At 57.8% G+C, this 22,691-nt stretch carries 20 protein-coding genes and 2 pseudogenes; 6 read left to right on the top strand and 16 right to left on the bottom strand.

All coding sequences use genetic code 11. The features are described from left to right. Positions 1 to 48: 48 nt before the first annotated feature. Both ACVVH8_RS14035 and ACVVH8_RS14030 read right to left on the bottom strand, forming a co-directional pair. Positions 49 to 876, bottom strand: a complete 828-nt coding sequence (locus tag ACVVH8_RS14035; RefSeq protein WP_475230868.1) for an oxidoreductase — start codon at positions 874 to 876, stop codon at positions 49 to 51. A gap of 252 nt (positions 877 to 1,128) precedes the next feature. Further along, positions 1,129 to 1,314, bottom strand: coding sequence for a hypothetical protein (locus ACVVH8_RS14030; protein WP_103301939.1), 186 nt, complete (start codon positions 1,312 to 1,314; stop codon positions 1,129 to 1,131). Positions 1,315 to 1,505: 191 nt separating this feature from the next. Here ACVVH8_RS14030 and ACVVH8_RS14025 point away from each other — a divergent pair, with 191 nt between their 5' ends. Next, positions 1,506 to 1,916 (top strand): hypothetical protein, encoded by a 411-nt coding sequence (locus ACVVH8_RS14025; RefSeq protein WP_103301938.1) that lies wholly within the window; start codon positions 1,506 to 1,508, stop codon positions 1,914 to 1,916. Positions 1,917 to 1,959: 43 nt separating this feature from the next. Here ACVVH8_RS14025 and ACVVH8_RS14020 read toward each other — a convergent pair whose 3' ends face one another. From ACVVH8_RS14020 to ACVVH8_RS14005, 4 genes are all read right to left on the bottom strand, one after another. Then, on the bottom strand, positions 1,960 to 2,421 hold the full coding sequence (locus tag ACVVH8_RS14020) for a hypothetical protein (protein ID WP_103301937.1): 462 nt from the start codon (positions 2,419 to 2,421) through the stop codon (positions 1,960 to 1,962). A gap of 128 nt (positions 2,422 to 2,549) precedes the next feature. After that, positions 2,550 to 2,792 (bottom strand): hypothetical protein, encoded by a 243-nt coding sequence (locus tag ACVVH8_RS14015; protein WP_249412129.1) that lies wholly within the window; start codon positions 2,790 to 2,792, stop codon positions 2,550 to 2,552. A gap of 207 nt (positions 2,793 to 2,999) precedes the next feature. Continuing rightward, complete coding sequence (locus ACVVH8_RS14010) at positions 3,000 to 3,458, bottom strand: hypothetical protein (protein WP_475230866.1); 459 nt, start codon at positions 3,456 to 3,458, stop codon at positions 3,000 to 3,002. Between the two features lie 32 nt (positions 3,459 to 3,490). After that, positions 3,491 to 3,859: an antibiotic biosynthesis monooxygenase family protein gene (locus tag ACVVH8_RS14005; protein ID WP_475230864.1), complete on the bottom strand. Its 369-nt coding sequence runs from the start codon at positions 3,857 to 3,859 to the stop codon at positions 3,491 to 3,493. Between the two features lie 97 nt (positions 3,860 to 3,956). Here ACVVH8_RS14005 and ACVVH8_RS14000 point away from each other — a divergent pair, with 97 nt between their 5' ends. After that, a complete protein-coding gene (locus ACVVH8_RS14000; protein WP_475230862.1) occupies positions 3,957 to 4,421 on the top strand; it encodes a MarR family winged helix-turn-helix transcriptional regulator in 465 nt (154 codons plus the stop codon). 125 nt (positions 4,422 to 4,546) lie between these two features. Here the strand turns inward: ACVVH8_RS14000 and ACVVH8_RS13995 are convergent. From ACVVH8_RS13995 to ACVVH8_RS13955, 9 genes and pseudogenes are all read right to left on the bottom strand, one after another. Further along, positions 4,547 to 4,767: pseudogene (locus ACVVH8_RS13995) on the bottom strand (PaaI family thioesterase); the annotation flags it as partial. A gap of 147 nt (positions 4,768 to 4,914) precedes the next feature. Next, positions 4,915 to 6,261 (bottom strand): glutamine synthetase family protein, encoded by a 1,347-nt coding sequence (locus tag ACVVH8_RS13990; protein WP_475230860.1) that lies wholly within the window; start codon positions 6,259 to 6,261, stop codon positions 4,915 to 4,917. A gap of 22 nt (positions 6,262 to 6,283) precedes the next feature. Further along, positions 6,284 to 6,841 carry a helix-turn-helix domain-containing protein gene (locus tag ACVVH8_RS13985; protein WP_401296042.1) on the bottom strand — a complete coding sequence of 186 codons (558 nt, stop codon included), beginning with the start codon at positions 6,839 to 6,841 and terminating at the stop codon, positions 6,284 to 6,286. A gap of 25 nt (positions 6,842 to 6,866) precedes the next feature. Beyond that, positions 6,867 to 8,156 (bottom strand): NAD(P)/FAD-dependent oxidoreductase, encoded by a 1,290-nt coding sequence (locus ACVVH8_RS13980; protein WP_475230858.1) that lies wholly within the window; start codon positions 8,154 to 8,156, stop codon positions 6,867 to 6,869. An 840-nt stretch (positions 8,157 to 8,996) separates the two neighbouring features. Then, positions 8,997 to 9,719: a DUF4225 domain-containing protein gene (locus tag ACVVH8_RS13975; protein ID WP_475230856.1), complete on the bottom strand. Its 723-nt coding sequence runs from the start codon at positions 9,717 to 9,719 to the stop codon at positions 8,997 to 8,999. Positions 9,720 to 9,722: 3 nt separating this feature from the next. Continuing rightward, on the bottom strand, positions 9,723 to 10,202 hold the full coding sequence (locus ACVVH8_RS13970) for an Hcp family type VI secretion system effector (RefSeq protein ID WP_475230854.1): 480 nt from the start codon (positions 10,200 to 10,202) through the stop codon (positions 9,723 to 9,725). A 287-nt stretch (positions 10,203 to 10,489) separates the two neighbouring features. Then, on the bottom strand, positions 10,490 to 12,787 hold the full coding sequence (locus ACVVH8_RS13965; RefSeq protein WP_475230852.1) for a TonB-dependent receptor: 2,298 nt from the start codon (positions 12,785 to 12,787) through the stop codon (positions 10,490 to 10,492). Between the two features lie 104 nt (positions 12,788 to 12,891). Then, entirely contained in the window at positions 12,892 to 14,010 is a 1,119-nt protein-coding gene (locus ACVVH8_RS13960; RefSeq protein WP_475230850.1) for an aryl-sulfate sulfotransferase, read from the bottom strand. Between the two features lie 61 nt (positions 14,011 to 14,071). Continuing rightward, the gene (locus tag ACVVH8_RS13955) at positions 14,072 to 15,055 is read right to left on the bottom strand and encodes an ABC transporter substrate-binding protein (RefSeq protein WP_475230848.1); all 984 of its coding nucleotides are present in this window, start codon (positions 15,053 to 15,055) and stop codon (positions 14,072 to 14,074) included. 32 nt (positions 15,056 to 15,087) lie between these two features. Between ACVVH8_RS13955 and ACVVH8_RS13950 the strand changes: the two genes are divergently transcribed. Beyond that, a complete protein-coding gene (locus ACVVH8_RS13950; RefSeq protein WP_475230846.1) occupies positions 15,088 to 16,197 on the top strand; it encodes a GlxA family transcriptional regulator in 1,110 nt (369 codons plus the stop codon). Here ACVVH8_RS13950 and ACVVH8_RS13945 read toward each other — a convergent pair. Continuing rightward, positions 16,198 to 17,382, bottom strand: a pseudogene (locus ACVVH8_RS13945) (DUF2252 family protein). Between the two features lie 227 nt (positions 17,383 to 17,609). On the opposite strand from ACVVH8_RS13945, the gene ACVVH8_RS13940 reads away from it, so the two are divergent. The 3 genes from ACVVH8_RS13940 (at position 17,610) to pvrR (ending at position 22,639) form a co-directional block, all read left to right on the top strand. Continuing rightward, positions 17,610 to 18,581: a fimbrial protein gene (locus ACVVH8_RS13940; RefSeq protein WP_475230844.1), complete on the top strand. Its 972-nt coding sequence runs from the start codon at positions 17,610 to 17,612 to the stop codon at positions 18,579 to 18,581. Between the two features lie 61 nt (positions 18,582 to 18,642). Further along, a complete protein-coding gene (locus ACVVH8_RS13935) occupies positions 18,643 to 21,465 on the top strand; it encodes an ATP-binding protein (protein ID WP_475230842.1) in 2,823 nt (940 codons plus the stop codon). Beyond that, positions 21,452 to 22,639: a response regulator cyclic di-GMP phosphodiesterase PvrR gene (gene pvrR / locus ACVVH8_RS13930; protein ID WP_475230840.1), complete on the top strand. Its 1,188-nt coding sequence runs from the start codon at positions 21,452 to 21,454 to the stop codon at positions 22,637 to 22,639. Before ACVVH8_RS13935 ends, pvrR begins: the two co-directional genes overlap by 14 nt. Positions 22,640 to 22,691 lie beyond the last annotated feature (52 nt).

The raw sequence follows: 22,691 nt of genomic DNA, 5'->3' as shown, positions 1-22,691 counted from the left end.
CCGGGATGTACTGAAAATCGCGTGGCCCGTCTCACTCTGTTATCTCCATTACCGCATCGTAGACATTATTATCTTGTCGTAAACGCGGTCACCCAGCCACTTGCGAATAGTCATCAGCACACGCGCATACTTGCCCCCCACATAGCGGGTTTTGGGATTAGAGCTACGCACAGCTTTCAACACAAGATCGACGATGACCTGAGGCGTGGAAAGCGTTCCTGGTTTTAAAGACTGCCCGGTGGCGGCTGCTACTTTCTTTGCCAAATCCTGATAAGCGCCGTTTTTCGAACGCCGGAGCATCGGCTCCAGCAATACGCCCCCAAATTCAGTTTCGATGGCCCCAGGCTCTATCACGACCACGTTGATCCCGAATGGGTGAAGCTCCAGACGCAGACAATCAGACCACCCCTCCAGCGCATGCTTGGTCGCGTGGTACCAACTGCCTAATGGCGTGTACACCTTGCCACCCATGGAGGAGATATTGATGATTGTGCCTTTGCGTTGTTCGCGCATATCGGGCAGCAATGACTGCGTCAGTCTTGCCAGCCCGAATAAATTGACCTCGAACTGATAGCGGGCTTCGTTAATATCGGTGTCTTCCATCGCACCATACAATCCGAAACCTGCGTTGTTCAAAAGCACGTCCACGCCACCATGATCCTTTTTGATGTGAGCCATAACGCGCTGGATATCCTGTTCGACGGTGATGTCCATTGCCAGGGTAATCGCTCCCTGGCGGCGTAGCTCAGACATCTGATCGACTCGTCTGGCAACCGCATAAACCACCATCCCCTCGTCCAGCAAAGCCTGCGCGAAAGCTTTGCCCATCCCGGACGAAGCGCCGGTTACCAGCGCCACACGATTTGTTTGCCTCATGAAAACCCCTTCCGATTGATTCAAGCCAAGGGAAGGTTATCTCCAACTGTGGTGGGGAGCATTGGCAAGGCGCGCCAGTTGGTATGCGTTTGATGCCAGGAAAAAATGAGGCCGGATTTATTTCAGGGGACAAATTCGACGCCTTTGGGTGCAAAGTCTGCGATTGGTCGGAAGCGAAAGGTGCAATCGGCAGCAACCGGCCAAAAGCTACCGTTCGAGAAATGCAGCTTCTGACCCATTACAGACATGAAATCAGGGGGCACTGGTATAAACGAGCACAGCTATGACTGCTGCAAACGGAGATAGCAGAATCAGTCCACCGACGACAACTGCCCAGCCCCAGGCAAAACCACTCTCACCCTTGAAACGGCCGCCACTCAGCAAACCCAGCACAAACACGCCGATGCGATGAGCTATCAAATCGATAATGAAGTCCATCGGCCTTTCTCCTTGCCGGATTTACCTGAAACGCCAAAATGTCCACTATCGGCCAAGAGCTGCCGTCCACGCATGGCCTTTTCCAGCCCAAAACGATAATAATCGGAGCGGAGACGGCCTATTGAAAATTGGCTACATGGCTGAATCCGTCTCTTCTTCAGCATTCCATTATCGAAATCAGAGTAAGACTCATGGGCGCGCCCATCATTATCGGCAGCAGCTATGACCTCTGGGTCAGCAACAGCATGAAAGATACTTTTTGCGATGTACTAACCGCTGTCGCGACCTTGGAAGGCCATGATGTGAAGGCCATATATGAGGAGGCACCAGGTGTGGCCGGCACCTATGGTGTTCCAGGTGTGGGTATCCTTCTCGACGAGTTCTATCTCTATCTTGGCGGATTTTCCGGGGTTCGACGCCACCTCGATGTTTGCCGAGTACGGCTAGACGAAGTCAGAGAATCTTGCGGACTGTCGCCAGTTGCTGCCGAACGCATGGCACACCTACTGGCATGGGCCGCATACCATATGGATGGCAACCCGATCCCTGTAGGCGGCTCTTTCTATGAGAGCTGGCCTCCTGACGCAGCTGAAACAAGGTAATACCCGCCTGCTTTCAGCCAGAAGGGGACGTTCGGTTCCTGCGTTAACCCCCAAATGAAAGCGGGCCGCAATACATCAGGATGTTGCACACAACCATCTGGGCGACCATGAATCCCAAGGCAGTTCCCAGAAAGCCAATGCCCGCGACGATCCACGGCAAACTTGCTTTCACGCAGTATCTCAACAGCCAGGCCGACGCTGATGCGCCAACCAACATGCCGGGCATTGAGAACACATGCCCGAGCCCAAACAACCCTTCGGGGTGGTCGAGGCTGGTGATGATGTTCATGTAGATCAACAGTGTGGCCACCGCCGCGGCTGTCGTACCAGTCAGAAACAGGGCAGGCGTTCGAAAAATCAAGCCCAGTACGAACACGGCCGCGGGGACTGCGACAAGGTAACCACTGCCTGTATACAGCGGGTTCGCACCTATGCTGGCGAAAAGGAGAACCGGAGTGATTAACAGGACGGAGTAGGCTAGATCATCTCTGCGGCCAACTGTCATTCCAATCCTCGCTTTCAGTATCGTGCTTGGTGGAATAGCGTAGCTGACGCAAACATTCTTGCTTGGAGGCTCCGTTTTGGGCCGATTACGGCCCTCACGACAGGCAGAGATTGGCCAAGAGCGGCCTCTCATTTCTTCGTTGAGAGCCGTAGTCGCTGCCATTCATTCCAGCAGTCCTCAGCTACCAGATCCCGGAAACCACGTTCTTTCTCCATATCAAGGGCGACGTCGAATGGAACTGCAACACACGTCGCGTTATCACGGATTTTGAGTGTTTCGGACTCTGTAAGTGGGGAGCCTTTGTTCGTTTCGGCGCTTTGCAAAGCGTCCGAAAGCGCCGGAATGAATACAACGCAAAGCCGTCCAGACATGTGTTGCCTACCTCAATTGTACGAGAAGGCCAAAAGATTACGCTCGTTGCTTAATCAAAGCTATTTGGCCAAGAGCATCCATCGCCTGATGCCAGTTTTGGGTCGTAAGCAGCCGTCCGCGAGCGACTGCTATTAGCCGATAGCAGCCGGTCACGAATGGCAGGTTTCGGCCCAGCTTTTCAAGACAGATGGAAGCAAGTATTCAGCTTACCGTCTGTGAGGTGCAACCCGCAGCAGTCGGCCGCTGAGGCGCAGGCCGTCACGCATATTCAGCCCCATTAATGCAAGATTGGTGGCCCCTGCGATCAGTTCGATTACCTGCACGAAGTAAAAACGCGTATCGAAGCTTCCCGTCGACGCCCATTGGTTGAGCACAATGGCACACGGCATCAGAACCAACAGGCCATTGGCGGCAATGAATGGCATGCGTTTCTTCTTCAAAGCGACCAGTCGTCCTTGTCGTTTTCGACTCATTAACACCCCACTTGCACCGGTCGCAATCATTGCCGGCACCAATATCCAAAGCCCGGGACTCACGATCAGGTGCTTGAGTGAGGCTATCGAGTGTCGGAATCCGATGAGTTCGACAAAAATGGTCGACAGAAAGAAGGTGGCGATGCACAGCAGTGCCAGCGTGCTGGAGACCAAATGTAATCGTCTTAGCATTTATCTAATACCGTCAGACAGTTGGTTAATACTCAGGCCGTGCAGATATTCGACACAGCTACTTTGGTGAACAGATGTGGCATGGCCAAGGCACTTGAGGGATACCGCGCCAACGCGTTGGCGAACTCTGGATGATTGAAAGCCTCGCGAAACCGCTCTACCGATTCCCATACGGCGTAATTCAAGAACATGTTGCTTCCACCGATGGCCTGATGGAGCTGCGTGGAGATGAAGCCGGCACGTTTTTTCATCCAGTTGGCATCCAGCTCCCATGCGCAAAGGAGATCAGGTACATCGTCTGTGTCGACAGTGAAGAGGTTGATCAATACCACTGGAGCTTCGCTGCACTGCAGCTGTTGAGTGATGGGGACGATCGGATCAAGGGGGCGAATAGAAAGCATGGCGACCTCTAACTTGTAATCATGATGACAGTTTGGGTTTCACGCTCCAAACCTACTGCGATTGACATCATGGTGTCAACGTGGAAGGATTCGCGCCATGAAAAAGACAAACTACACCCTCGCAGGAAGTGCCACGAGCGATCTGGTTCTTGAGATCTTTCGAGCAAGTGCGCGTCTGCTTACTGCAGGCGATCGACTCGTCGCAGAGCTAGGTCTGACAAGCGCCCGCTGGCAACTACTGGGTACGATTGTGTACGCCGAACGAGCACAACCGGTTTCATGGATTGCTCGCGACATGGGGGCGAATCGGCAAAACGTTCAGCGGATCGTCAACGATCTGGTGAAGGATGGACTGCTGGAGTTTCAGCCGAACCCACACCACCGCAGGGCGCAGTTGGTTGTCCTGACTGAAGCTGGAAGAGAAGCATTCGATCTGGCGATGAAGCTTCAGATGCCCTGGATTAATGAGCTGGCGGAAGGGTTGGACATCGATGCTATCCAGACTACCCATCAGGTTCTGAACCACCTGCGCAATAGGCTTGAGGAAGACCAGGCCGAATGACCCGGCCAGCGTCAGCATCGTCCAGCTCGTCAAAAGCTTAGGCAACGAAGGACCGGGTCAGCTTGTAAACGGTGGTTCATGGACGTCCGCTTCTGGCCGAAAACAGGCATTCACGAAAGGCTGTCCATGGCGTAACCCATGCCCACATCGGCCAGTGTTGCCAATACACCGCCATGCAACGTGCCGCGGCCATTGGCATGTCGCGAGTCGCGAGTCGCGAGTCGGTCAATAATCCCAATTCCAGTTGCAGCCCGTTGCCCCTCGCGTAAATCGGGCCAAGCAAATCAAGCAACGGGCTGCTGCGGGTAAACGGGGTAAAGCCCTCGGGAATCGCAGTGGCGTTCATAGTCCCTCCTTGTGCCGGCTACTGACCGGTGTCATTGACTTTAATAAGTCGACTCACTCGAGGGTTTATGAGTAATCGCGCCTTGGGACAAGCACTATACGTGTGCGGAATTGGCGGTAATAAACCGTGCTCCCTGAGGGGCTCCCATCACAAATACCAGCGATACTCCCGCGCACTGATCTCCTGCATGAACGCCAGATGATCCTGGCGTTTGTTCTCGCAATACACGTCGACAAACTCCGCACCCAGGACTTCACGCAACTGCGCTTGATGCTGCATCGCCCTCACCGCTTCGAACATCTCCGTCGGGAATCCAATCCCGCTGTTGCGATCGTCATTGAGCGGCGCGATCGGCTCCTTGCCCGACGCCAGTCCATGCTCCAGGCCCACCAGAATCGCCGCCAACACCAGATACGGATTGGCATCCGCCCCGGCCAGTCGGTACTCGATGCGCAGGTTCTTTTCGTCCGACTCGGGAATGCGCAAACACGCATCGCGATCCTCAAACCCCCAACTCGCCTTGGTCGCCGTATTCACCGTGCCGCCCAAACGCCGCATCGCATTCTGGTTCGGGGCGAAGATCGGCATGCTGTGCGGCAACAATTCCAGGCACCCGGCGATGGCATGGCGCAGCGGCTGTTGCTGATTCGCCGCCAGTAAGTTATTGCCCTGAGCATCGTAAAGACTGACGTGCACGTGCATGCCACTGCCCGGATGCTGCAAGTACGGCTTGGCCATGAAACTTGCACGATAGCCGTGTTTGAGCGCAACGCCTCGGGTGCTGCGACAGAACAGCGCCGCCCAGTCGGCTGCGCGCAAACCATCGTCGAGATGGCCGAAATTGATTTCGAATTGGCCGGGGCCCAACTCTGCGGTGATCACGGTGGCGTCGATGCCTTGAGCGCGGCTGGCCTCGACCATTTCATCCAGCACCGGCGCAAAGCGTGACAGGCGTTCGATGTGCAGGTTGGGCTGATCATCGGCATCGTCGGTCAAGTCGTCGCGGGGGAATTGCGGCAGGCCGTCGCGCAGTTTTTTGTCGAACAGGTAGAACTCCAGTTCAAAGGCCACGACCGGGTGAATGCCTTTGCGCGCCAGTCGGCTCAGCACTTGCGCGAGGACCTCGCGGGGTTCGAATTCGATGGGGTTTTCGGTGCCGTCGGAGGTGATCAGCATCTGCCCCAGCGGCTGGGCTTCCCAGGTCACCGGTTTCAGGGTGCCGGGCACCAGGCGGCGCACGGCGTCCGGGTCGCCATCGTTGAAGCAGTAATCGCCAATCTTGAACAAGCCACCTTGCACACCGAGCAATACGCAGTTTTGCGGCAGTTTGAGCACGCTGCCGGCGGCGACTTTTTCGAGCATGTCCACGGGGTAGCGCTTGCCGTAGAAGTGCCCCGGAATGTCCAGGCAAATCAGGTCGACATAACGCACCTCAGGGTAGCGTTGGCGAAACGCCCGTACTTCAGCGAGCAGGTCAGCGCAGACAGCGTCCATCGTGTTCATCCTTTGATTGTTATCAGGTGTAGACCCACAGCACGCGGGTGAGCTGGTCGGTGAGATTGCCGTAGCGGCAGCGGGTGTGGCTGTCGAACTGGAAGCTATCGCCAGCCTTGAGCGTCGCCGGTTCTTCGTCATTGCCCAGCCACAGGGTCAATTCGCCTTCGAGCACGTAACCGCCCTGCTCCGAGCTGTCACTGATGTGCCGGTCGCCGCTGCTGGCGCCTGCTTCCAGATGACTTTCGAGCATGGAAAACGAAGCGCGCATCTGCGGCGATACCAGGATGTCGGTAATGCCGTTGGCGTAATACAGCGTGCGGCGCTCGTCCGGGCGCGTGACAAACGGCAGTTCCTTGGCTTTGGGCAAACTGTAGAAATAGGTGGTCGGCACGCCGAAGGTTTCGCTGATCGCCGTCAGGTCGGCCACGGTGGGCCGCGACAAGCCGCGCTCGACTTGCGAGAGAAAACCCACCGAGCGACCGATCTTGTCGGCCAGCTCCTTGAGGGTCCACTTCTTGTGCTTGCGCAGGTCGTGGATCAGGATCGCCAGCGCGGCGATTTCTTCTTGCTTGTTCATGGCCGGGGTTCCGGAAAAGGATTCATCAGATGCTGTCTCGCAGGCGATACCAGGCTTTGCCGATGGCTTCGAGTGGTGCGGCGAGGTATTTGCCGCCGGGGAAGCTGCCATTACTCAGGCCCTGATACAACGCCAACTCATCGGCATTGCCGAGAATCGCATCGGACACGGCGCGAGCGGCGGCCAGTGTCGGCAGCACACCGTGGCCCGAGTAACCTTGCAGCCAGTAACGGTTGCCCGCGCCGCCGACATCCGGCGTGCGGTTCAGCGTCAGGTCGATGTGCCCACCCCACGCAAACTGCACCTCGACGCCTTTGAGCTGCGGGAACACCCGTTCGAGAAACGGCCGGGTCGCCGCCACGATGTCCTTGGGCATGCCGCCCAGATAAGTGCAGCCACCGCCGAACAACAAACGGTTGTCCGGCGTGCGGCGGAAGTAATCGAGGACGAACTGGTTGTCGGTCACGCAGACATTGCTCGGCAACAGTGCGGTAGCTTGCTCTGACGTGAGCGGCGCGGTCGCGACTTGATAGGTGCCCACCGGCAGGATGCAGCTGGACAGATGCGGGTCGAGTTCATCGAGATAGGCGTTGCAGGCGAGCACCAATACATCGGCCTTGATCGAACCGCGTTCAGTGTTGACCCGAAAACCTGCGCCCTCCTCCTGATAACTCAGCGCTTTGCTTTGCTCAAAGATGCGCCCGCCGGCTCGCTCGATGGCAGCCGCCAGACCCAGTGCCAGTTTCAACGGATTGAGGTGCGCGCCTTCCGGGTCGTAAAGCCCTGCCTGATAGCGCTCGCTGGCGACCCATCGCGGCAGTTCTTCGCGCGGGATGAATTGCAACGCATCGTGGCCCCATTTGTGGCTCGCTTCGTGTTGCCATTCGGTCAGCAGACTGACTCGGCGCGGCATCACCGACGTCCATAGATGCCCTGGGCGATAGTCGCAGTCGAAAGCATGCCGCCCCGGCAGTTCACGCAGTTCGCGAGCCGCCCAGCGCATGCCGTCCCACAGCCGTTTAGCCCGCTCATGACCAAGCGCGGCTTCCAGCGGCGGCATATCACACGACCAGCCCAGAATCGCCTGCCCGCCATTGCGCCCCGAGGCCGCCCACGCCACCCGGCTGGCTTCCAGCAACGTTACCCGCTTGCCGGCCAACGCCAGGCGCAGCGCGGTGTGCAGCCCGCTGAAACCGGCGCCAATGATCACCACGTCGGTATCGTGGTCACCGCTCAATGCAGGTCGATCGCGGAGGATGGTGGCGCAACTGTGGGCGTAATAGCTGTCGACATGGCGCTGGGATTGCTGAAACATTCGCGGCCTCATGAAATTTATTTCTTATAATTTCATGAAAATCTACAGAACAAATTTCATGCGGGCAACCCCCATGGGGGATTGTCATTCGTCATGCAGGAGTGGTCGGTGCTTCTGGGTTGCGGTGTGGCGCGGGACGGATTAGAGGAGGAGTTACTTTCGGGAGAACCAGCGGTTTTGTTCTTTTTTGACTGGAAGAATAAAGGCTTGGGCGACAGCACTTATCAATGCGATCCACCGAATTATATAATCACTTTCAAAAACCTCCAGGGTTGGCATAAATAAAAATAAGCGACCATAGTCAGCCACGCTCAATTGGTTCGCGCCCCAAAACAACGAAAATGCCAAAAAAACCCAAAACTTCCCATCCGTAAAGTTTTCTCCTGAAATCCTTCTTGAGATAGAACGAAAACACCAGAAGCCTGATATGGAAACAAGCAAATATAGCGCCTCTATTAATCGTGAATCACTTATCATTATTTTTGACCTCCTGATGCAGGGTGTCCACTACTGCCGCAGATGCAAGTCTACTTTCGGGGAAACCAACCCCCTGGCTTTTCCTTGCCTGGAAGACAAAAGACTTGGAGGATAGAGCTTATAAATGCGACCCACCGAATTAAATAGTTATCCTCAATGATAACTTTTGAGGCTGGAATGAACAGAATATAACCATTCCGAGCCACATCTAACTGGACCATACCCCAAAGCATGACCCATATAAGAAAAAACCAAAACCATCCAGCACTAAAATTTACTCCCGAAATATTTCTAGAGATTTTAAAAAAAATCACAAAGACAATCAGCGAAACCAGAAAATACAACACCGCTAGAAGTAGTGCGTTACTCATCGCGCTCCCGGACATCTAAATGCATGGACCTTATCGTTATGCCGTCCGAAATAACTTCAGTCGCCAATACCTTTTTGCTCACATTCTCATAACCGCGAACATAATCAGAATGCACATACCTAAACAACCGCCACGCATCCGGCTTCAATACCAGCCTGCCGAGGCCATATACCGAAAGCCCCAAGTCAACGGCCCCATAAGCCATATTCCCTTCAAATGCTCCGCCCCCAATCAATTTAGCGGCCTCTTGATAACCTTTTCTAACGGGCCCTTGTATATCTGACCGACCCTCCCATAAGTTCCGCCCGTTTTCATAAGTATTATTGGCCCCATGAGCCATCAAAGGCGCGCCAACAAAAAGGCACAACGCACCGGCCGAGCCGTAGCAAATCCCCGCACCTGCTACAAATTGAAGTGCACCTGCAATTGCACCGAAGCCTTTTCTGGCAATCTCCACTGACTGGCTTAACAGGCTGTTCTGCTCGTCTTTTATAGCTTTGAGGCCCTGTTCATGGCTTCTTTTGCCCTGCGCAACGTCATTGACAATGCCTCTGGCGTAATAAGAAACCTCGCGATTGAACTGGATGCGTAACGTGCCATCCTTAATGTGACGGGCACTTAACGTACAGGCTTGATTGGCCAGATTGGCAGCGGCATTACTGACCATCCAATAATCGCAACTCCCTGGCTTGCAGCTATTCTTCAGTGGGCTCATGGGTTACTCCCACCATGAACTGTAACCACTGGTTCCTGCCAGGTGGTGAGTCCATATGATGTCTTGATATCGAATGGCAACGTGCTCTTGCGGTTCGACGTCATTCTGTAAAACCACATGGGGCATATCGAGTGTCAGATCGGTGACCATGCCGCCTCTGATTTCTACCGTGTAAAACTTTTCCTGCAGGCCAAACGGCGAAATTCGATAGAAGTTGATAATGCAGTTTATTTCTTCGCTGCTTGAAAGCGCTTGAGCCAGTAAAGGCGATGACTTATCAACGTTTTTTGTGATGATGACGGGATTGTGCGTCGGCTTGTTAGCGTTTCCGATATTGGCCATGTTGTGGCTGTAAGACAGCACCATGATTTCGTCTTTATGTGCAGTCTGACACTTGTTGCCGATGGAGTCCTGGGTTGAACAACCCGATGAAATCAATCCTTGAGCCTTGCCCGTGATCTTCATATAACCGTGATTAGCCATACGTACCACTCCCTTTTTATTTGCCGAACATCCTACACCAACGTTTTTTAGGCAAGTTGTAGGACGTTTCTGAAACAGCAAACAAAATATGTCACGACTAAGTTCTACGGAAAGTGAAAGATCCGACAGGCTATTGCTTAGTTACTGACGGAAGTTACGCACCCTGCACGTCGACTCGGCGGACTCTCCGCCCGGCAAGACCACCCGGGCACGTCAATCGATGCCCCGCCACAGCGCAGCATCGAATGACGTGCTCGGGTGTTTTTGCCGATCAGGGCGAACGACAATCAGAAGTCGTATCGCGCCGTCATGCCCAACGTTCGCGGCGTGCCGAGTACGCCGGTGTAGGCGCCGTTCGGTGAATTCCAGAGGGTGGTGTAGTAGGTTTTGTCGAAGGCGTTTTTCAGCCACAACGACACGTCCCACTGCCCCCGGCCCCAGTCGCCGCGCACACCGGTGGAAAGGTTCACCAGGCCGTAGCCCGGCAACTGCGCCTCACGGGAATCATCAACAGTGCCGACCGCGTGCGAGCGCCACGCGTAGTTGCCGTTGACGTAGGGTTGCAGGCCATCGTCCAGATTCCACTGGTAACTGGCGCTGCTGTTGAAGATCCATTTCGACGCGCCCACCATCGCATGACCACTGAGGTCGCAAGATGCCGGCGCACCCGGACGCAACGCTACTTCGGCCGGGCAAGGTGCATCCTCGTAAGACAGATAGCGCACGTCGTTCCACGAGCCGTTGAGGTTCAGAGTCAACCCTCGCAGCGGACGCCAACTGCTATCAACCTCCAGCCCGCGACTGCGCACCGAACCGGCGTTGGTCAGATAGCTGGTGAGGTTGACGTCATCGTAGGCGTTGGTCTGGTAACCATGCACTTCGGTCCAGAACAGGTTGGTATTGAGCAACAGGCGCTGGTCGAGCAGCGTGGTCTTGATCCCCAGTTCCGCGTCGTTGGCCCGTTCGCTGCCAATCAACAGGGAATCGGCACCCGCGACCGGCGCACTGGCCACGCTGAGGTTGACCCCGCCCGACTTTTCGCCGTGGGACAGCGAGGCATACGCCAGCACCTGATCGTTGACATGCCAGGCCAGGCTGGCCAGCGCCGAAGGGCTGAAGCTGTACAGGCTCAAATCACCGGAGTCGTAAGCACCGATCCGCCCCGCCCTCGCCGCCGCTGCGGTACCGCTGCCCGCCGCACCACCGACCGGCGCATTGCGCGTCACCTCGGCGAGTTTGCGTTCATAGGTGCCGCGCAGGCCCAGGCTGAAATCCAGTCGCGGGGTCAGGTGCCAGGTGCCTTGGGCGAACGTGGCGAAACTGTCGGTATCGACTTCACCGTGGCCGACGCTGGTGACGTTGTTCAGCGCACCTTGCGGCGTGCCATTCCAGGTATCGGCCAACGGGCCGTAGTCGGTGAACACGGTGTTGCGCATTTCCTGACGGAAGTAATACGCGCCTAGCACGTAATCAAAACGCTCACCGATCGGCGAAGCCAGGCGAATCTCCTGAGAGTACTGCTTGTCCCGCGCCGACTGCCCGACGTTGTGCATGACATCGACGTTCAGCTCATCGTCGTTGCGCGGGGTGAAATCCCACCAGCGGTAAGCGCTGATCGAGGTCAGCGTGTAGTCACCGGGCAAATTCCAATTGGCTTCCAGCGACGTGCCGCCCTGAAACACCTTGACGCTCTGGTCGGCGTCGAGATTGACATGGCGCCCCTTTGCCAACGTCGCGCCCACCGCCGCTGCGCGCTGCTCGTAGCGGTTGACGCCATTGATCATCGGCCCGGTGCTGAACAGCGAGCGAGTGCCGGCGCTGGAGTCTTCTTCGTGATAGTCGGCCAGCCAGCGCAGGTTGAAATCCTCGTTGGGCTGGAACAGCAGTTGCCCGCGTGCGCCCTGCCGCACGCCACCACCCAGCGTGTGGCCGTCGAAGTCGTTTTCCACGTAGCCATTTTCACGGGTTCGATAGGCGGCAATGCGTCCGGCCAGCGTGTCGTTGAGCGGGCCGGAAAAACTCGCCTGGGTTTGCGTGTAGCCATCCTCACCCACCGAAGTGGAGAGACTGCCCTGAGGGGTAAACGAAGGTCGCTGAGTGGTGATGTTCAACACGCCAGCAGTGGTGTTCTTGCCGAACAGCGTGCCTTGCGGGCCGCGCAGCAACTCGATCTGCTCGACATCCAGCAGATCGAACACAGCCATGCCGGGGCGACCGAGGTAGACGTTATCCAGATAGATCCCGGCGCTGCCCTCCAGCCCGTCACTGGCCGGGTTGTTACCCAAACCGCGAATCGACAGGCTCGATTGCCGTGCATGCATGAATGCGACGTTGACGCTGGGCATCGCCTGCTGCAAATCCTGCAGGCGATACAAGCGTTGTTCTTCAAGGGTTTGCGCGCCGAGCACGCTCATGGCCGTGGGTACTTGCTGGGCATCTTCGCTGCGACGGCGGGCCTCGACCGTCACCGGTTGCAGGACATCGGAATTGCTCGGCAGATTATTGGCCGCTGCTGGCAACATGGGCATCAGCGAACACAAGCCCAGTGCGCCCACTGAAAAATTGCGCGAATAAAGAAGAGTCATCGGTGGTTCCTGGAGCGGCTTCACGCCGCTCTTTGAAAGGAGTCGATACTTCGCTGCGCGTGGCTTGCGTGAGCGGAATCGTTGCGGTGGAAGTCGGCGCGTGATCAGTCACGCAGCCAAGGCAGGTCTTCGCGCTGGTAGCGATGCGCGCGGAAGATCGCGTTGTTTTCGCCGGGCAAATAATTGCGCGAAGGCGCATCGGGGTAGCTGGCGAAGAACGGATTGACGTATTCCCAGACCACTTCGCCTTGGTGTGTCACTTCGAATAAACGACCGAAGTTGGCTTCGGTGATCAGCGTGTTGCCGTTGTGCAAACGCTGCGCGCCACCCATGAACGGGGTGAAAAAGGCATAACCCGGCGTGTCGGCGTATTGCCATTCGATGCGCTGCTTCGTCGGGTTGATTTCGACGATGCGCGAGTGCGGCATGCTGATGTGCGGACGGAAGATGCCGTTGTCGAAGACCAGCACATTGCCGTTGTCCAGCTCACTCGGGCAGTGCTGCTGCGCGACCAGATCGTGGCCCAGACGCCACAGCACTTCACCGCTGCCACGTTGCACGGCGATCACCGAAGAAACGCTGCGCAGACTCAGGATCACCTTACCGTCGCGGCCCGGCGTCACCGCATTGGTCATCGGCCAGTGGTGGCGCTCGAAGCACTCGTGCAGCGGATAGTCTTCAGGGCGCAGATGCTCCCAGCTGCGCCATTCCCAGACCACGTTGCCCTGGCGATCGACTTCCTTGACCACGTCGGCATAAATCACCCCGCCCGGCGCCTCGCTGCCGGGAATCCCGCCGACTACGCGACGGGCCAATTCGGCACTCAACGGCTCGGCGGTGGTGTACAGCAGGTTGCCGTTGTCCAGCCACTGCGCGTCGTGGTGATGGAGCAGATCGGTGTGTTCCCAGACCACCTCGCCTTCAGGCGTGACTTCGCTGAACGCGCCGCCATGCCATACCGACCAGCCCGGGAACAGGTCCGGTGAATCAGGATGGTTGCCGTTGTAACCGAGATTGCTGTTGCGCAGGATCACCGCGTCGCGGCCGGGGCGTTGCGGCAGTTTCCAGCGATGGACGATCTCGCCGTCAAGGTCGATCAGGAACACATTGCCGCCCGCCGTTTGCGGGGCGAACAGCGTGTAGCCACCAGCGCTGCGGGCATGATCGACAGCGATCAGACCGGTTTTCTGGCGTTTGAGCGTGGTGCGTTCGAGGTTAGGCATGGCTTTTCTCCAGGCGTGTGAATCCCGGCCGACAGTCAAGCGGCAAGGTGAAGTCGTGGGGTTACTGCGGTGTTGGCAGCAAGGCGTTGAAACGGTCGTCGAAGATCTGCTCGACTTGCAGGGGTTTTGGAATCAGGCGCTCGGCAGCAAACATGTCCGCCAGTCGTTGTTGCGAGTTGATCACTGTCGGCTGAATCGGCACGTAGCGAAGGTCTTGATGCGCGAGCATCTCCTGCACCAGTTCGACAGGCAGGCGGGTGGTCTGGGCGAACACCTTGGCCCAGGCCTCAGGATGCGCGGTGGCCCAGGCTTGGGCGCGGGCCAGTCGAGCCAACAGATCGCCGACCTGCCCTGCTCGTTCAGGATCTGCCAGTGCGCGCTTGCTGGCGACGGTGAAATTCAGACCGGTTTCCGGCCAGGCACTGCCATCGAGCAGAATCCGCGCACCACGCGAAGTGGCCTGGCCGACAAAGGGATACCACACCGCCCAGGCGTCGAGTTTGCCGCTGGCGAACGCATTTTGCGCATCCACCGGGCTGACGTAGGCGATGGTCACATCACGCGGGGTCAGGCCTGCCTGATGCAGCGCCGCCAGCAATAAATAATGGCCACTGCTGCCTTTGGCCACGGCGATGCGCAGGCCTTTGAGATCGGCCACGTTATGAACTTGAGCATCCTGCGGAACCAGCAGCGCGTTGTTGTTTTGCGCACCACTGGCCACGCCGATGATGCGCACATCGAAGCCGCCGGCCTGGGCGAACACCGGCGGCGCATTGCCCACCACACCGGCGTCGATCGCCCCGGCGCTCAGTGCTTCCAGCATCGTCGTTCCGGCCAGAAAGGGATGCCAGGACAGCGGATACGCCAAATCCTTGTCCTCACCCGCCGCCTGCAGCAACGCCTGAATCAGACCGCTCTGGTCGCCCATCTTCAATGGCTCGCTGGCAGCCGACACCGGATGCGCCAGGACCAACGCGGCGCAGCACAGCAGCGCTTTGAACCGCGTCAGCAGTGGGTGCTTGGCAGCAGGAAGTTTTAGCGGCATTGTCGTGCCCTCATTTATGCATTGATTTCAGTATGTCGAGGCCCGCCGTGCCGCTCCATGCCAAACACCCCTCCTTTGCTGCCATCTCTGACACGCTGCCGTTGCCTGCGCGCACGGTGGTAGTGTTGGCCTTCGACGATCTGTTGCTGCTGAATGCTGCCGGGCCGCTCGAGGTGTTTGCCGCGATACCGCGTGTGTTGGCCGGCGACTTTGCAACGAATCTGCCGTATCGGTTGCTGGTGGCCTCGCCGCAGGGTGGTCAGGTGATGTCGGTCTCGGGCATCACCGTCACCACCTGTTCGCTGGAGCAGGTCGATCAGATAGCGCCAGTGATCGATACGTTGATCGTCGCCGGTGGACCGGGCATGGCTGCCCTTGAGGCCGACGAACACGCCTGCCACTGGCTGCGCAGCCGCGCCCCGCAAATCCGCCGTCTCTGCTCGATTGGCACCGGCACTTTTGCCCTCGCCGCTGCGGGCCTGCTCGATGGGCGAAAAGTGGTGACTCACTGGAAATTCGCCGATGAATTACAGGCGCGCTACCCGGCGCTGCACTGTCAGACCGAAGCCCTGTATCTGCACGACGGCAATCTCTGGACGTGCGGCGGTGCCACGGCAGGTATCGATCTGGCGCTCGGGCTGGTCGAACAGGATCTCGGCGCCCACGCCGCATTGGCGCTGGCTCGCTATTTCACCGTGTTCCTCTGGCGCAGCGCCGAACAGCCGCAGCTCAGCGCCTCGCTCAATGCGCAATCGAAGGCCTTGCGCACCGATCACGATGTGCGTCTGGCCCGTCTGCACGGCTGGATCGCGGGAAATCTGAACGGTGATCTGCGGGTCGAGCGGCTCGCCGAGCAGTTCGGCATGAGCCCGCGCCACTTTGCCCGCGCTTACGTCGCCGCCACGGGGGAAACGCCTGCGCAAGCCGTAGAGAACTTGCGCATGGAGGCGGCCAGTCGGCTGCTGAAAACCACCGATGAACCGATCAAGAGGATTGCCGAAACCGTGGGGTTTGGTCGCGAAGAACGCATGCGCCGAGCGTTTCAAAAGCATTTCGGCATCAGTGCGCAGAGTTACCGCAATCAGGTCAAATCCACAGCGGCGCCTGCCCCGGGCATCACATTAGAGCGACTTGCCCAGTAATCAGTGCGCCAACGCATACCGGCGACAATGCTCCAGATAGCCGCGCTCATGATTGCCGACCAACTGCACCACACTCGTCCAAAGCCACGACGGCGCGTCCAGGGTTTTCGAGCGGCAAGCTTGCAATTCGCCTATCCATGAGGCCCTCGTCGCCAAGTCCATCTGCCGTGCATGGGCCAGCCCCACGACCCGCGCCAGATAACCGGCCGCCAACATCGCATCGCGTTGGCTCAGTTGGTCCAGTTCAAGCTTCATGTCCTGCGGCAGCAACTCGCGGACGAAAAATCCGTGATCGAGCATGCGTGTCGCGAGCATCCGATTGCCCAGCCCCGGTGATAACGAACGCGCACCTTCGACCACGCGCTTGCCGTTGTCCCTGGGCATGGTGGCGCGGGCTGCACGTGGAGCGGCGGCACCGACGGCCTCTTTGACATCCAGCAGGCAATATTCCTGATCGTCACCCTCGCCCACACCGAGCAACACCGCATAACGCTGCAATCCCAGCGAGCTGCAACCTTTGACCCAATACGCCGAGTCGAGCATTTTTACCCGGTCGTCCTTCGACCGGCCCTTCAGTGAAGTCACCAGCGTGTGGATTTCCGGTGTGGCACACAGCGCCTTCAGCGCCGCACGCTCAGGCCGGGACAGTGTCCAGAATTGCTAGCCCAGCGGGATGGTCGGTTTGCTGTTCTCGATCCGTTCCGCAGCCAGATGCTTCCAGGTGCGCTGCACCGCACTGCGCATCCCGGCCTTGATCTGAGTCGGGCGCGGCGGCTCTTCATCCAGATCGCCTTCAAAGGCCTGCTCGTAGCCGCGCATCATCTCTTCAAGCATTCGTGCGGTCGCCACGCCGGGCAAATCCGAGCCGCGGGCGGCTGTGGCGAGCGACAGGGCCAAACGCACCAGATCATGCGCGGGATTGCCGATGACGGTCTGATCGAGGTCGCGGATATGAATGTCGATTTTCCCCTTCAGATCCCCTGTCGGCCCCAGATTGCCGGCATGGCAATCGCCACAGATCCACACCGCCGGACCTTTTGGCAGGCTGCGCCCCGGCTGGCTGTGCAGCCACTCGTAAAACTGCACGGTGCTGCCACGTACATAAGCGTGCGCCGAGCGGGCCATTTTCAGATTGCGCAGTTGCGACAGCGGTTCAAGACGTGCGGAGGGCCGTGGGGTTTTCATGGACGCTTCTTATCAGGAATGTGACCTGTTGACCGCCCGCCGCGCGCAAATGTTTCAAAGTATTACAGGATCGCTCACGACCGAATCTGCAGCAAGAAACTCTAGGAATCTTCTGATGGCCTCTGAATAACGCGCCTATCACTATCAGACGATTACTTATGAGTAAGGGAGCGATGACGCCAAAACGCCCTGCTCAATGCCAGAAAACCCGAAGACTGGATTTCACCGTGAACAGAACCTACCGAATCATCACAACATTACTGCTCTTCCACTCTGCCGGGGCGGTCGCCAACTGCTATATCGATGACAATGGGCAGGCCGGCGACGGCAAGCCTCGCGTCATAAATTTCAGTGCGCCATCAACCCTGAATATTCCCGCCGATAGCAGCAGTTTGACCGTCCTTGATGTGACCACTTCGGGGTTGAACAAGCATATCCGACCGGTGTGTATCCCTGAGGAAAATTCCGGGTTCCAGTTGAATCCCGCATTGGGCTCTCAGCCCGCCACGGGCACAGTATTCACTTTGAGAAATACCGGACTGGACCTGAGGTTGAGAATAGAAGGCTTTAGCGCGTTCTTCTCCAAACTGGATCCGCAGCCGAGCTTCATCGCAAAGACCGGCATGCAGATAAAGGACGGGCCGTACCGCTTGTTTCTGATCAAAAACCGCACCATCGAACCGGGCACCACCATTCCCGCTGGCTTGCTCGGCACCTGGGTCACCAGCAGTGGCTATGTCATCGCCTCCTTCAATTTGCTCAATCCGATCAATGTCGTCGCCGCATCCTGCACGGTGAACGACGTGAACGTCGCGATGGGCAATGACTACCGACTGCACCAACTGGAAAACGTCGGTGATACCACACCACCGGTCGCCTTCAAGATTCCTGTCGTCGGCTGCGACAAGAGCATCAATAAAATTCAGATCAGACTCAGCGCCACCACACCCATCGTCGACAAAGACACCGGCACCGTGGAGCTTGACCAATACTCCACCGCCAGAGGTATTGGCCTGAAAATCACCAATGCGTCGGTAGGTAATATCCTGATGGATAAAACCTACACTCTCAGCAGCTTCACCAGCGGCGCGGAAACCGCCGAGGCGAATTTCTTTGCGGCATACACCCGAATCCCGGGCGCGGAGTTTCGCGCCGGCAGCGCCAACACCAGTATCAATTTCGTCATGTCGTATTTATAGAACGGCACACTTTAGGAATCGTCTGATGTGGCCTCCGGCGACGCCCCGCTAGGGTGGCCGGATGAAACTGAAGAACTACCTTCACCAGATCAACCCCCTGCTCTCTACGCCCAACGCCGCTCGCCGATTGCTGCGGATTTTTGGCCTGGTGTTACTGATTGGCATCCTCAGCGGCGTCTATAGCTTTCTGCTGCTGACTTTCAATGCCGAAGTGTCGCGCCGACGCAGCCACATGAGCAGCGCCATTGCCGAGGCGCACACCTTTTTCACCACCCGCGAGGCCTTGCTGGAAAGCCTCAGTCTGTCGGCCATCCGCAAGCCTCAAGGGGTCAAACCGCAGGTCTCACCCGAGGAAGTTCACCTGCTGCTGGGCAACACGCGAGGCAAACAGTGGAGCATCTGGCTGACGGAGCGCATCAAGCAGTATCTGGTGAGCAAACAGGTCAATCTGCTCTACGTCAGCAGTGGCAACGACGTGCGCGTCAAAAGGCTTTACACGGCGACGCCGATAGTCGCCGACTTCCCCCCGGCGATGCTTGATCGGTTGCAGGCGCTCAAACGCGACAACACAGCTGCGCTGGAAGAACTCTGGTTGACCAATCAGTCGGCCAGTCATTCCCGGCTGTATATGTTCATTCGCCTGGATGAGCGCGACGTCGACTCCGGTTGGCTCGGCCTGGAAATGGACGGCCGCGAAGTCTCCCATGCACTGGATGATCAAAGTGCCGGGCAGTTCATGATGTTCAACTCCGACGGCATGCTGGTGTTCAGCAACAGCCAGCCTGCACAGCTCAGCCAGAACCTGCTGCAGATCCAGCGGCAGAACTTCTTCGGTTTCGTTGGCGAAGGCTGGTTGCCGGATCATCTGGTGATGCGCAAACAACTGAAGTCCTCGGACTGGCAACTGGTTTATTCGATCAACCTGCGGGATGTCGTCGTCGCCCTGTGGCCGCGCCTCGCCGGCGCGCTGCTGTTCTGCCTGTTCAGTATCAGCCTCGTGTGGATCCTGATCCGCCGCCTCGAATACCGCTTTATCGCGCCGACCATCAGCCGTATTCAGGCGCTGGTGGAGAGTGAACTGTTCAGCAGTGACGTGATTCAAACCGCACCCGTGGCCCTGTGCGTGTTGCGCCGCACCAATGGTCAGGTGGTACTGGAAAATACCCTGTCACAACAATGGCTGGGCCAAAGCGGCGAAAGAGAAAGGCTCAGCCATCGCTGGATCTATCAGGCGTTCGATGCGCTGGACCCGCAAGTCACTGACTACTTCGAAACCGCCGACGGCCGCCATCTCTATCTCAGCTGCGCACCGACTCGCTACAAGGGCGAGGACGTGTTGCTCTGTGCCTTCAGCGATATCAGCACGCGCACGCAAATTGAAGAGGCGCTGGAACAGGCGCGGCAATTGGCCGATGCCGCCAATGAAGCGAAAACCCTGTTTCTGGCAACCATGAGCCACGAGATCCGCACGCCGTTGTATGGCGTATTGGGCACCCTGGAGTTGTTGGCGCGAACAGAACTGGACGCGCAGCAAACCGACTATCTGCACACCATCGAAGGCTCGTCGGCGACGCTGCTGCAGTTGATCTGCGATGTACTCGACGTGTCCAAGATCGAAGCCGGGCAACTGGCACTTGAACTCAGCGAATTCTGCGTCCACGAGCTGATCCACGAAGTGATTCAAGGCTACGCGGCGGCGGCGCATGGCAAGGGCCTTGATCTGTACGCAGTGATTGATCCGAAGCTGCCGGAACGGGTGATTGGCGATGTGTCGAGAATTCGTCAGATCCTCTACAACCTGCTGAACAACGCCGTCAAATTCACCGATACCGGGCGTATCGTGCTGCGGGTGAAGCTGCTTGGGCGTGACGCTGAGCGGGTGAACCTGTTCTGGCAAGTGTCGGACACGGGCAAAGGCATCACCCAAGAAGATCAGGTGCGGATTTTCGAACCGTTCTATCAGTCGCGGGGCCACACCAACGTGATCGCCGGCACCGGGTTGGGGTTGCCGATCTGTCAACGCCTGACCCACTTGATGAACGGCCATATTCGCGTGGTCAGCGAGCCGGGCCTGGGCAGCAGCTTTTCTCTGACCCTGTCGCTCGAGCAGCCCTCAACGCCGAGGTTGCCGAGCAGCTTTACGCCGCTGTTGCCGGCGACGGTCTACGTGGTGTCACCCATCCGCGAACTGGCCGAAGCGATGAATGGCTGGTTGCGCCGCTGGGGCGCACGGCCGCAACTTGATCGGCCTTCGCGGGGCGCCTGCAACGCTGACCATGTGCTGCTGGAGCTGCATCCCGGCTCATTCGAACAGCGTCTGGACGCCGAGTGGACCGGCTCGCGAGTGATCGCCACGGGCGATGGCTACAACGAACCGCAATGGAGCGACGACGGCTGGGTGGTGAACATCAATCACCTGCACGCCATTCATCAAGCGGTCAGCCACGCTCAAGGATTGTCGGCGAGAAAACCCACAATCGATGCGCCACAGCGGCAACTGAAAACCCTGCATCTGCATGTACTGGTCGCCGAAGACAACGTCATCAACCAGTTGATCCTGCATGACCAGTTGCAGGAGCTGGGTTGTACCGCCGAGCTGGCGAGCAACGGTGAGGAAGCCCTGGTGCTGTGGCGCAAGGGGCATTTCGACGTGATCCTGAGCGACGTCAACATGCCGCAGAAGAACGGCTATGAACTGGCCCGCGAGCTGCGCCGCCTCGGTTGTACGGTACCGATTATCGGCGCGACCGCCAATGCCATGCGCGGCGAAGAAGCGCTGTGTCTGGCGGCCGGGATGAACGACTGCCTGATCAAACCTTTCACGCTGCAGGCCCTGCATAACCAGTTGGCGTCCTACGAAAGAACATTCCATGAAACCGATTAGTATCCTGGTCGTTGAAGACCATCCGTTCCAGCAACTGTACCTGCAAAACCTGTTCAGCGAGATCGGCCAGTTTCATCTGCAATTTGCCGAAGAAGGCAGCGCCGCGCTGGACTGCCTGAAACGCCACGACTTCGATCTGGTGTTGACCGATTTGTTGATGCCCGGCATGGACGGCGTGCAGTTCATCCAGGGGCTTGCCGCCTCGGGTTCGCGCCCCGCGCTGGCGATCATGAGCGCCGCCTCGCGCCGCATGCTGACCAGTGCCAGCCTCGCCGCGCGCAATCTGGGCGTGAAAGTCATCGGCCTGATTTCCAAACCGGTCAAGATCGCAGCCCTGCGCAATCTCACCGACCAATTGGGCAACTTGCGTCAGGCCACCCTGCCCCTGCCCGGCCCGCAGATTGATCATCTGGCCATTCTCGATGCGCTGGATAACGGTGAATTGCAGGCCTGGTTCCAACCAAAGAAATCACTGGCCAACGGCCGCATCGTCGCCGCCGAAGCACTGGTGCGCTGGCTTCACCCTGAGCAAGGGCTTTTGCTGCCGGGGGTATTTCTACCGGCCTTCAAAGCCTTCAATCTGGAAGAGCGTTTGCTGTGGCTGATTCTGGGACAAGCAATCAAGGCGCAGGAACAATGGCAGGTGCAAGGTTACGCGATCCCGGTGTCGATCAACCTGCCGACGCATCTGCTCAACAGCCCCGATCTGGCTGACCGGATTCTTGCCTTTGTGCTTCAGCGCCAGGGGGTTCCAGCGATGATCTGTTTCGAATTGATGGAATGCTCGATGCCCGAGGACATCAGTAACTTCTACGCCGGTGCATGCCGATTGCGCATGAAGGGCTTTGGCCTCTCGCAGGATGATTTCGGTCAGGGTTACAGTTCTTACATGAACCTGGTCTCGACGCCGTTTACCGAGTTGAAAATCGACCGGGCTCTGGTCCAGGGCTGCAATGAAAATGAAGAGTTGGCGCAGGCCCTGACAAGTATTGTCGCCCTCGGCCGACAACTGGGTTTGACGGTCGTGGCCGAAGGCGTCGAGACGGCGCAAGAACTGGCGGTGTTGCGTAAAATCAACTGCACTCAGGTTCAGGGTTTCATCATTTCCCACGCCGTGTCGTCACAGGATTTTCAGCAACTGCTGACGCAGGACGGTCCCGCGTTGATGGATTGACCCGATGTTTTCTACAGAGGTAGCGGTGACCTACGCTTATCCCGGCATTTTC

This window comes from Pseudomonas trutticola BRTCR10 (assembly GCF_056155105.1).
Note: the sequence above shows the minus strand (reverse complement) of the source record. Positions and strands in the feature narration are given on the sequence as shown.